Source organism: Hydrogenophaga sp. 70-12, from assembly GCF_001897365.1.
Lineage (GTDB): Bacteria > Pseudomonadota > Gammaproteobacteria > Burkholderiales > Burkholderiaceae_C > Hydrogenophaga > Hydrogenophaga borbori.
In genome coordinates, this window is the sequence record NZ_MKSS01000253.1 from 1 (window position 1) to 9,984 (window position 9,984).

9 protein-coding genes are annotated in these 9,984 nt (G+C 73.0%); 8 read left to right on the forward strand and 1 reads right to left on the reverse strand.

Features of this window, described 5'->3' with window-relative positions:
• The 5 genes from BGO22_RS14210 to BGO22_RS14230 form a co-directional block, all read left to right on the forward strand.
• On the forward strand, window positions 1-274 hold a 274-nt coding region (locus tag BGO22_RS14210; protein ID WP_286851402.1), incomplete at its 5' end, for an acyl-CoA dehydrogenase family protein.
• 4 nt (window positions 275-278) lie between these two features.
• Window positions 279-1,454: a CaiB/BaiF CoA transferase family protein gene (locus tag BGO22_RS14215; RefSeq protein WP_286851404.1), complete on the forward strand. Its 1,176-nt coding sequence runs from the start codon at window positions 279-281 to the stop codon at window positions 1,452-1,454.
• Window positions 1,451-1,987 (forward strand): DUF2889 domain-containing protein, encoded by a 537-nt coding sequence (locus BGO22_RS14220; protein WP_070399271.1) that lies wholly within the window; start codon window positions 1,451-1,453, stop codon window positions 1,985-1,987. The genes BGO22_RS14215 and BGO22_RS14220 overlap by 4 nt, the downstream gene beginning before the upstream one ends.
• A complete protein-coding gene (locus BGO22_RS14225) occupies window positions 1,984-2,793 on the forward strand; it encodes an enoyl-CoA hydratase-related protein (RefSeq protein ID WP_286851406.1) in 810 nt (269 codons plus the stop codon). Before BGO22_RS14220 ends, BGO22_RS14225 begins: the two co-directional genes overlap by 4 nt.
• Window positions 2,794-2,825: 32 nt before the next feature.
• On the forward strand, window positions 2,826-4,352 hold the full coding sequence (locus tag BGO22_RS14230; protein WP_286851408.1) for a cryptochrome/photolyase family protein: 1,527 nt from the start codon (window positions 2,826-2,828) through the stop codon (window positions 4,350-4,352).
• Between the two features lie 9 nt (window positions 4,353-4,361).
• Here BGO22_RS14230 and BGO22_RS14235 read toward each other — a convergent pair whose 3' ends face one another.
• Entirely contained in the window at window positions 4,362-5,354 is a 993-nt protein-coding gene (locus BGO22_RS14235) for a sodium-dependent bicarbonate transport family permease (RefSeq protein WP_286851409.1), read from the reverse strand.
• Window positions 5,355-5,442: 88 nt separating this feature from the next.
• Here BGO22_RS14235 and BGO22_RS14240 point away from each other — a divergent pair, with 88 nt between their 5' ends.
• The 3 genes from BGO22_RS14240 to BGO22_RS14250 all read left to right on the forward strand — a co-directional run.
• Window positions 5,443-6,330: a LysR family transcriptional regulator gene (locus tag BGO22_RS14240; RefSeq protein WP_070399275.1), complete on the forward strand. Its 888-nt coding sequence runs from the start codon at window positions 5,443-5,445 to the stop codon at window positions 6,328-6,330.
• 163 nt (window positions 6,331-6,493) lie between these two features.
• Window positions 6,494-7,705, forward strand: coding sequence for an efflux RND transporter periplasmic adaptor subunit (locus BGO22_RS14245; RefSeq protein ID WP_286851412.1), 1,212 nt, complete (start codon window positions 6,494-6,496; stop codon window positions 7,703-7,705).
• Between the two features lie 106 nt (window positions 7,706-7,811).
• Window positions 7,812-9,984 (forward strand): efflux RND transporter permease subunit (locus tag BGO22_RS14250; RefSeq protein WP_286851414.1); only part of this gene is annotated, 2,173 nt, incomplete at its 3' end.

Sequence of the window (9,984 nt, forward strand, 5' to 3'; positions counted from 1 at the left end):
GATGGCTTCCAAGGCGGCGGCCGTGCGCGCGCTCACCTACCAGTGCGCGCTCATGATCGAGCAGGGCAAGGACACGGTGCGCGAGGTCTCCATGCTCAAGGCCTTCGGCGCCGAGACTCTGCAGGAGGTGGTGCACACCTGCCTGCAGCTGCACGGCGGCACCGGCTTCATCACCGGCACGCCGGTGGAGCGCATGGCGCGCGACGCGCGCATCCTCACCATCGGCGGCGGCGCCACCGAGGTGATGCTGGAAGAAGTCGCCAAGCGCATGTGAGCCCATGCCCGGACCGCTCGCCCACCTCACCGTCATCGAGCTCGCGGGCATCGGCCCCGGGCCCTTCGCCTGCATGGTCCTGGCCGACCTGGGCGCCACCGTCATCCGGGTCGACCGCCTGCCGGGCCCGCCCTCGCGCGGCGGCCTGGAGGACCTGATGCGCAACGACAGCATCGTGGACCGCGGCCGCCAGTCGATCGCCGTGAACACGAAGGACCCCCGCGGCGTGGAGGCCGTGCTTCGGCTGGTCGCGTCCGCCGACGTGCTGATCGAGGGCTTTCGCCCCGGCGTGGCCGAGAAGCTGGGCCTGGGCCCCGAGGCCTGCCGCGCGCGCAACACCCGCCTGGTCTATGGCCGCATGACGGGCTGGGGCCAGAGCGGCCCGCTGGCCCAGACCGCCGGGCACGACCTCAACTACATCGCGCTCAGCGGCGCGCTGCACGCCATGGGCCCGGCCGACCGGCCGCCCGCGCCGCCGCTCAACCTGGTGGGCGACTACGGCGGCGGCGGCATGCTGCTGGTGGTGGGCGTGCTGGCCGCGCTGGCCGAGGCCCAGCGATCGGGCCAGGGCCAGGTGGTGGACGCCGCCATGACCGATGGCGCGGCCCTGCTGATGAGCGCCCAGTACGGGCTGATGGCCAAGGGCTTCTGGCAGGACCGCCGCGAAAGCAACTTCCTCGACGGCGCGGCGCATTTCTACGGCACCTACGAATGCGCCGACGGGCGCTACGTGTCCGTGGGCGCGATCGAGCCCCAGTTCTACCGCCAGTTGCTCGAACGCTGCGGCATCGAGGACCCGGCTTTCCAGCGCCAGTGGGCGGCCGGCGAATGGCCCGCATTGCGTCAGAAGCTGGAAACGCTGTTCCGCACCCGCACGCGCGACGCCTGGTGCGCGCTGCTGGAGGGAACGGACGCCTGCTTCGCGCCCGTGCTGTCGATGGCGGAGGCGCCCGCGCACCCGCACAACGCCGCGCGCGGCACCTTCGTGCGCGGCGAGGACGGCGCGGTGCAGCCTGCGCCCGCACCGCGCTTCGACCGCACGCCCGCGCAGCTGCCGACGCGCGCGCCTGTGGTGGGCGCCGACACGCGCGCGCTGCTGGCGCGGGCCGGCTACGCGTGCGCCGACATCGAGGCCCTGTGCGCGGCCGGCGTGGTGCACGCCGCGCAGGCGGTGCGATGAGCGGGCGCCGGCCGCTGCACCTGCGGCGCGTCCAATGCGAGGCCTTTGAGCGCGAGGATGGCCTGATCGACCTCGACGGCCTGCTCATCGACACCAAGCCGCAGCCGCTGCAGCTGGTGCACCGCGCGGTGCCGGCGGGCCAGGCCATCCACCAGATGCGCGTGCGCCTGACCATCGACCGCGAGCGCCGCATCGTCGACGCCCGCGTGTCCAGCGACCACGCGCCTTACGCGGACTGCCGCGGGGTCGAGGCGGCCTACCGACAGCTCGTGGGCCTGCGCATCGAGCCGGGCTTCACCCTGGCGGTCAAGCGCCTGTTCCGCGGCACGGCGGGCTGCACCCACATGACCGAGCTGCTGCCGACCCTGGCCAGCACGGCCTTCCAGGTGCTGTGGGCCAGCGGCGAATTCGCCGATGCCGAGGCCGTTGCCACCCAACGCCACTCGCCGCTGGGCGGCTGCCACGCGCTGCGCCTGGACGGTGATGTGGTGCGCACCTACTTCAAGGAACACGCCCGGGAGACACCGCCATGAAGCCAGCCGTCCTGTTCGAGTCACGCGAAGGCATCGCCACGCTGACCCTCAACGAAGGCGATCGCCTCAACCCCCTCAGCCCCGCGCTGCAGCAGGGCGCGCTGGACGCCTTGCGCCGCGTGCGCGAGGACCGGTCCATCCGCGCCCTCATCCTTACCGCCGCCGGTCGCGCCTTCTGCGTGGGCGCCGACCTGAACGACTTCAGCGAACGCGCGAAGGACGCCTCGCGCGGCTCGCTGGGCACGCAGGTGGGCCAGATGCTGGACCAGACCGGCAACCCCCTGGTGGCCGAGCTGCGGTCCCTGCCCGTGCCGGTGGTCTGCGCCGTCAACGGCGTGGCGGCGGGTGGCGGCGTGGGCCTGGCCCTGGCGGCCGACCTGGTGATCGCCGCGCGCTCGGCCTACTTCTACCTGCCTTTCGTGCCCGCGCTGGGCGCCGTGCCCGACATGGGCGCGAGCTGGGCGCTGCCGCGCGCCGTCGGCCGCGCGCGCGCGCTCGGCCTGGCGCTGCTGGGCGACAAGCTGGACGCGCCGCGCGCGGCCGACTGGGGCCTGATCTGGGCCTGCGTGGACGACGCCGCGCTGGCCCAGGAAGCCTGGTCCCTGGCCAGGCGCCTGGCCGCGCTGCCGGGGCACGCCATCGCCGAGACCCGCGCGCTGTTCGCGGCCAGCGAGCGCAACCACCTGATGCAGCAGCTGGCGCTGGAGCGCGAGCGCCAGGCTGAGCTGATCGACGGCGAGTCCTTCGCCGAGGGCATGCGCGCCTTCATCGAGCGGCGGCCACCGGTGTTTCGCGGGCGGGGCTGAACCACCGCCGGGCGCCGTGTAAGGTGCGCGGGATGAGCCCCCCGTGCCGCCACCTGGTCGTCGTGCTCGGCGACCAACTCGACCCCCAGAGCAGCGCCTTCGATGGCTTCGACGCCGCGCGCGACCGCGTGTGGATGTGCGAGGCCACCGAAGAGAGCACGCACGTCTGGAGCAGCCAGCAACGCATCGTGCAGTTCCTGGCCGCGAGGCGGCACTTCGCGGCCGCGCTGCGCGAGCGGGGCCTGCCGCTCGACTACGAAACCCTGCGCGAAGGCGGCCTGGCCGATGCGCTGGGCGAGGCGCTCGTGCGCTGGCGCCCGCAGCGCGTGCGGCTCACCTGGCCGGGCGACTGGCGGGTGCTGCAGGCGCTGCGCCTGGCGGTGGGCGACACGCCGCTCGATCTGCTGGAGGACCGGCACTTCTTCTGCAGCGCCGAGCGTTTCGCCCGGCACGCGCGCGGGCGGCGGACCTTGCGCCTGGAGACCTTCTACCGCGAGATGCGGCGAGAACACGGCGTGCTCATGGACGGCGACGGCCCCTGCGGCGGCGTCTGGAACCTCGACAGCGAGAACCGGTCGGCCTTCGGCACGCAGGGCCCGGGCTTCCTGCCGCCGCCCGCGCGCTTCGAACCCGACGCGCTCACCGCGGAGGTGATCGCGCTGGTGCGCGCCCGCTTCGGCGAGCATCCCGGTCAGGCCGAGCCGTTCGGCTGGCCCGTGACGCGCGCGCAGGCGCTGCAGGCGCTGCACCAGTTCATCGACGAGCGCCTGGCGCACTTCGGCCACTGGCAGGACGCCATGTGGGGCGGCGAGCCCTGGCTCTACCACGCGCAGCTCTCGGCGGCGCTCAACCTCAAGCTGCTCCATCCGCGCGAACTGGTCGCCGCCGCCGAGGGCGCCTGGCGCGCGGGGCGCGTGCCCCTGGCCTCGGCCGAGGGTTTCATCCGCCAGATCCTGGGCTGGCGCGAGTACGTGCGCGGCGTCTACTGGCTGAAGATGCCGGCGTACGCCGACCACAACGCGCTGGACGCGCGGCTGGCGCTGCCGGCCTGGTACTGGAGCGGCGACACGCCCATGCGCTGCCTGTCCGATGCCATCGGGCAGACGCTGCGCCACGGCTATGCGCACCACATCCAGCGCCTCATGGTCACCGGCCTGTTCGCGCTGCTGTACGGCGTGGAGCCGAAGCAGGTGCATGCCTGGTACCTCAGCGTCTACGTGGACGCGGTCGAGTGGGTCGAACTGCCCAATACGCTGGGCATGAGCCAGTACGCCGACGGTGGCCTGCTCGCCAGCAAGCCCTACATCGCCACCGGCCGCTGCATCGAGCGCATGAGCGACCACTGCCGCGGCTGCCGCTTCGACCCCGGGCAGCGCACGGGCGATCGTGCCTGCCCGTTCACCACCCTGTATTGGGACTTCCTGGTGCGCCACGCGGCGCGCTTCGCGGCGCACCCGCGGCTGGCGCCGCAGATCAGGCACCTCGATCGGATCGGCCCCGAAGAGCGCGCCGCCATCGCCGCGCGCGCCGCCTGGGTGCGCGGCGGCGGCCTGGGCTGAGGCGCCGCCTCAGAGCGCCGTCGCCAGCCAGGTGTAGAGCGGGATGCCCAGCAGGATGTTGAGCGGGAAGGTCAGGCCCAGCGACAGGCCCAGGTAGAGCGAGGGGTTGGCCTCGGGCACGGCGTGCCGCAGCACGGCGGGGACCACGATGTAGGACGCGCTGGCGCTCAGCACCATCAGCAGGGCCGTGTCGGCCGGCGGCAGGCCGAGCAGGCGCGCCAGGGCGAGGGCGATGGCCGCGTGCGTCAGCGGGCCCAGGACCGCATAGGCGATGAGCACCGGCGAGGCGCGCCGCGCGTCGGCGAAATTGCGCGCCACGAGCAAGCCCATGTCGAGCAGGAAGAAGGCCAGCAAGCCCTTGAACAGGTCGCCCGCGAAGGGCTGCATCACGGCCCGGCCCGCGTCACCGCTGACCCAGCCCACCACCAGCGAGCCCAGCAGCAGGAGCTGCGCGCCGTCGGTGAAGGACTCCCGCAGGAGGCCGCGCAGCGGCGTGCCGCCGGCCCCCGGCGACAGGGCGGCCTGCCCGGCCCCGACCACGATCGTCGCGCGCGAGGCGTGGCGCGCGGCGTTGGCCAGCAGCACCGCCATCAGGATCGCGGGCGACTCCATCAGCACCATGGCCACGGTCATGTGCCCGCCCGGCGCCAGCCCCAGGTTCTCCAGGTGCTGCGTGGCGGCGACGAAGCTCACCGCGCTGACCGAGCCGTAGGCCGCGGCCACGGCGGCGGCGTCGAAGTGGGAGACGCGGTGCCGCAGGAAGGCATACCCCAGCGCGGGCACCAGGAAGGCCATGAACAGCGCCGCGGCCAGGCTGCCGAGCATGGCCGGCGTGAGGCCCGCGGCGGCCAACGCGAAGCCGCCCTTGAGGCCCAGCGCCATCAGCAGGTAGAGCGAGAGGAATTTGCCGATGGCGGGCGGGATCTCCAGGTTGGAGCGCAGCGCGCCGGCGAGTACGCCGAAAACGAAGAACAGGATCGCGGGGTCCAGCAGGCCGGTCATGGGGAAGCTCCAGGTTGGCCGGCATGCTAGGCAATGGCGAGTGCTTCGTAAAATCGATTTATCCGAGCGTTCACATAGGAAAAAGTCTATGAATGTGAGTTTTCGGCAATTGCGCCTGTTTCTCGCCCTGCACGAAACCGGCAGCGTGAGCGGCGCCGCGCGGGCCATGCACGTGACCCAGCCCACCGCCTCCATGCAGCTGCGCGAGATCGGCGAGGCCGTGGGCCTGCCGCTGTACGAGGTGATCGGTCGCAAGGTGCACCTCACGCCGGCCGGGCTCGACCTGGCCCGGACCGCGCGCGCCATGGTGCGCGAGTGGGACAGCTTCGGGCAGCAGGTGGCGGCCACCAAGGGCCTGGCGCGCGGCCGGCTGAAGGTCTCGGTGGTGAGCACCGCCAAGTACTTCGTGCCGCGCCTGCTGGGGCGTTTCTGCCACAAGCACCCCGCCATCGACGTCGCGCTGGAGGTGCTCAACCGCGACGGCGTGGTGCAGCGCATGCGCGAGAACCTCGACGACCTCTACATCATGTCCATGCCACCCGCGGACCTCGCGGTCGAGGGCGAGGTGTTCATGGCCAATCCCCTGGTCGTGATCGCCGCCTCGCGCCACCCGCTGGCCCGCGGCCAGGGCCTGGCGCTGCGCGCGCTGGCCGAGCAGCGCTTCATCCTGCGCGAGCGCGGCTCGGGCACGCGCATGGCCAGCGACCGGCATTTCCGGGCCGAGCGCTTCGTGCCGGACGTGCGCATGGAGCTGGGCAGCAACGAGGCCATCAAGGAGGCGGTGGCCGGTGGGCTGGGGCTGGGCGTGGTGTCGCAGCACGCGCTGCACGGCCACTCGCGCGAGCACGGCGTGGTGGTGCTCGACGTGCAGGGTTTTCCGATCGCCTCGCAATGGAGCATCGTGCACCTGGCCGGCAAGCGCCTGTCCCCGATCGCACTGGCGTTTCGCGACCACCTGCTCGGCCATTCCCGCTGAAGGGCCCGGTGCCCCCGCGCGCGGCCGCGGCGAGGGCGCCCGCGCGGCCGGGTCTTTCAGGTCGGTGTTGTTGCGACTGGCTATCATTTGCCGCGATACCCCCCCGACGCGCCCCGCGGCGCCTCGCGCGCGCCGCGCCGCCCGCGCTTTCCACGCTGTTCCCATGCCCGAATCCGATCGAACGCCCGCGCCCCCGTCTCACCGTTCCTGGGCGCGCGGCCTGCTCTGGCTGGGACTGTTGCTGGCCGGGGGCGCGGCGGCCTGGTGGTTTCTGCTGCGCCCTCCGCAGACGCCGCCGCCGGCGCCCAGCCAGTGGCGCGGCCCGGTGGCGGTGCGCGTGGAGCCGGCCCGCACCGAAGACTTCACCGTGCAGGCGCGCGCCGTTGGCACCGTGGCGCCCTACAACACCGTGGTGGTGCGCAGCCGCGTCGCGGGTCAGCTGGCCCGCGTACTGGTGCGCGAAGGCCAGCGCGTGGCGCGCGGCCAGCTGCTGGCCGAGATCGACCCGGAACCGCTGCGCGTGGCGCTGGCCCAGGCGCAGGGCCAGCAGCAGCAGAACCTGGCCCAGCTGCGCAACGCCGAGAGCGAACTCGCGCGCTACGAGCAGCTCTTCACGCGCGACGCCATCGCCCGCCAGCAGCTGGACCGCCAGGCCGCGCTGGTGCAGCAACTGCGCGGCACGCTCAAGGCCGACCAGGCGCAGGTGGACAACGCGCGGCTGCAGCTCTCCTACACCCGCATCGAGGCGCCCATCGCGGGCCGCGTGGGCCTGCGCCGGGTGGACGCCGGCAACCTGATCGCCGCCAACGACGCCAACGGCCTGTTCACGCTCACGCAGACGCAGCCCGTGGCCGTGCTCTTCAGCGTGCCCGAGCCCCAGGTGGCCGACGTGCGCGCCGCGCACGCGGACAAGACCCCACCCGTGGTCGAGGCCTGGGACCGCGACAACCGCCAGCGCCTGGCCGTCGGCCGCCTCGATACGCTGGACAACCAGATCGACGCCGCCACCGCCACGCTGCGCCTGAAGGCGCGCTTCGAGAACGCGGACGACGCGCTCTTTCCCAACCAGTTCGTCAACGTGCGCCTGGCGCTGCGCCAGCTGCCCGGCGCGGTGACCATCCCCACCGACGCGGTGCAGCACGGCTCGCGCGGCAGCTATGTCTACGTCATCGCCGACAACAAGGCCCGCGTGCGCGACCTCGTGCTGGGCCCGGCCAGCGGCGGGCGCACCGTGGTGACGAAGGGCCTGGCCGAGGGCGAACCGGTGGTGCTCGAAGGCCTGGACCGTTTGGAGGAAGGCCGCGCGGTGAAGGTGGTGCAGGCCACCGAGCTGCCGGCGAACTCACCGCTCGCGCCGGACGCCGCCCCGCGCTGACGTATGAAACACCCCCGCCGCGCTTCGCGCGACCCCCTGAAGGGGGCGGCGCCTGCGGACCGGCAAAGCCGGTTCCGCGGCACCCACGAGCGACGGAGCCACTGAAATGTCCACGCCCTCCCTCTCGCGCCCCTTCATCCTGCGACCGGTGGCGACCTCGCTGCTGATGCTGGCGGTGCTGATCGCCGGCCTGCTGGCCTGGCGCCAGCTGCCGGTATCGGCGCTGCCGCAGGTGGACTACCCGGTCATCCAGGTCTTCACCTTCCAGCCCGGCGCCAGTCCCGACGTCACCGCGCGCACCGTCACCGCACCGCTGGAGCGCCGGCTCGGCCAGATCCCGGGCCTGGCGCAGATGTCGTCCACCAGCTCGGGCGGCGCCTCGGTCATCACCCTGAAGTTCGCGCTGGAGGTGGACCTGGGCGTGGCCGAGCAGGACGTGCAGGCCGCATTGCAGAGCGCCAACAGCCTGCTGCCGTCCGACCTGCCGGCGCCGCCGATCTACCGCAAGGTGAACCCCGCGGACGTGCCCATCCTCACCCTGGCCATCTCGTCCGAGACCCTGCCGCTGCCGCGCGTGGTCGACCTGGTGGACACGCGCATGGCGGGCCAGCTCTCGCGCCTGCCCGGGGTCGGCCTGGTCAGCCTGGCGGGCGGGCAGCGCCCAGCCATCCGCGTGATGGCCAACAGCCGCGCGCTGGCGGCCAACGGCCTCACGCTGGAGGAGCTGCGCGCGGCCATCGCCGCCGCCAACAACAACCAGCCCAAGGGCAGCTTCGACGGCGCGCTGCGCAGCACCATGCTCGACGCCAACGACCAGCTGCGCTCGGTGGCCGAGTACCGGCGCCTGATCGTGGCCTGGCGCGACGGCGCGCCGCTGCGCCTGGCCGACGTGGCCCAGGTGGAAGAGGGCGCCGAGGACCGTTTCCTGGCCGCCTGGGCCGGCATGGCCTGCGCCGAAGGCCAGCCGGCCGGCGGCTGCGGCCTGGCGCCGGCCGTGCTGCTCAACATCCAGCGCCAGCCCGGCGCCAACGTCATCGCCGTGGCCGACCAGGTGCGCGCGCTGCTGCCGCAGCTCACCGCCACGCTACCGGCCACGGTGAAGGTGCAGGTGGTGTCCGACCGCACCGAGAGCATCCGCGCCTCGGTGCGCGACGTGCAGAAGGAGCTGCTGTTCGCCATCGCGCTGGTGGTGCTGGTCACCTTTGTCTTCCTGCGCACGCCGGCGGCCACGCTCATCCCCAGCGTGGCCGTGCCGCTGTCGCTGGTCGGCACCTTCGCGGCCATGCTGCTGCTGGGCTACTCGCTCAACAACCTGAGCCTGATGGCGCTGACCATCGCCACCGGCTTCGTGGTGGACGACGCCATCGTCATGCTGGAGAACATCGCGCGCCACCGCGAGCAGGGCGCGGGGCCCATGGAGGCAGCGCTCAAGGGCGCCAGCGAGATCGGCTTCACCCTGGTCTCGCTCACGGTCTCGCTGGTGGCGGTGCTGATCCCGCTGCTGTTCATGGCCGACGTGGTGGGCCGCCTGTTCCACGAGTTCGCCGTCACCCTGGCCGTGGCCATCGCCATCTCGCTGGTGGTCTCGCTCACGCTCACGCCCATGATGGCCGCGCGCCTGCTGCCGCGCCCGCCCGCGCACGGCGAGCAGCGCGACTGGCTGAGCGGAACCATCGAGCGCTACGGCCACGCGCTCGACTGGGTGCTCGCGCGCCAACCGCTGGCCCTGCTGGCCCTGGCCGCCACGCTGCTGCTCACCGGCCTGCTCTACCTGGCCGTGCCCAAGGGCTTCTTCCCGGTGCAGGACGCGGGCGCGATCCAGGTGGTGACCGAGGCGCCGCAGAGCGTGTCCTTCGGCGCCATGGCCGAGCGCCAGCGCGCGCTGGCCGAAGCCCTGCTGGCCGAAGCGCCGGTGCAGAGCATCGCCTCCTACATAGGGGTGGACGGCAGCAACGCCACGCTCAACAGCGGGCGCATGCTGATCACGCTGGCGCCGCACGCGCAACGCTCGGTCTCGGCCGGCGAGCTGATCGACCGCCTGCGCGAGCGTGCGCGTGGCGTGGGCGGCATCCAGGCCTGGTTCCAGCCGGTGCAGGAGCTGGGCATGGAAGACCGCATCAGCCGCACGCAGTACCAGTTCACCCTCAGTTCGCCCGACGGCGCGCTGCTGGCCGAGTGGAGCGAGCGCCTGTTGCAGGCCCTGGCGCAGCGGCCCGAGCTGGCCGACGTGGCCGGCAACCTGCAGCGCGAGGGCCTGCAGGCCTACCTGGAGGTGGACC

Bases quoted from the DNA above. Each gene is read 5' to 3' on its own strand.
- BGO22_RS14230 (WP_286851408.1), top strand. From the start codon at position 2,826: ATGAGCCCCCCGTGCCGCCACCTGGTCGTCGTGCTCGGCGACCAACTC.
- BGO22_RS14215 (WP_286851404.1), top strand. From the start codon at position 279: ATGCCCGGACCGCTCGCCCACCTCACCGTCATCGAGCTCGCGGGCATC.
- BGO22_RS14220 (WP_070399271.1), top strand. From the start codon at position 1,451: ATGAGCGGGCGCCGGCCGCTGCACCTGCGGCGCGTCCAATGCGAGGCC.
- BGO22_RS14240 (WP_070399275.1), top strand. From the start codon at position 5,443: ATGAATGTGAGTTTTCGGCAATTGCGCCTGTTTCTCGCCCTGCACGAA.
- BGO22_RS14245 (WP_286851412.1), top strand. From the start codon at position 6,494: ATGCCCGAATCCGATCGAACGCCCGCGCCCCCGTCTCACCGTTCCTGG.
- BGO22_RS14225 (WP_286851406.1), top strand. From the start codon at position 1,984: ATGAAGCCAGCCGTCCTGTTCGAGTCACGCGAAGGCATCGCCACGCTG.
- BGO22_RS14235 (WP_286851409.1), bottom strand. From the start codon at position 5,354: ATGACCGGCCTGCTGGACCCCGCGATCCTGTTCTTCGTTTTCGGCGTA.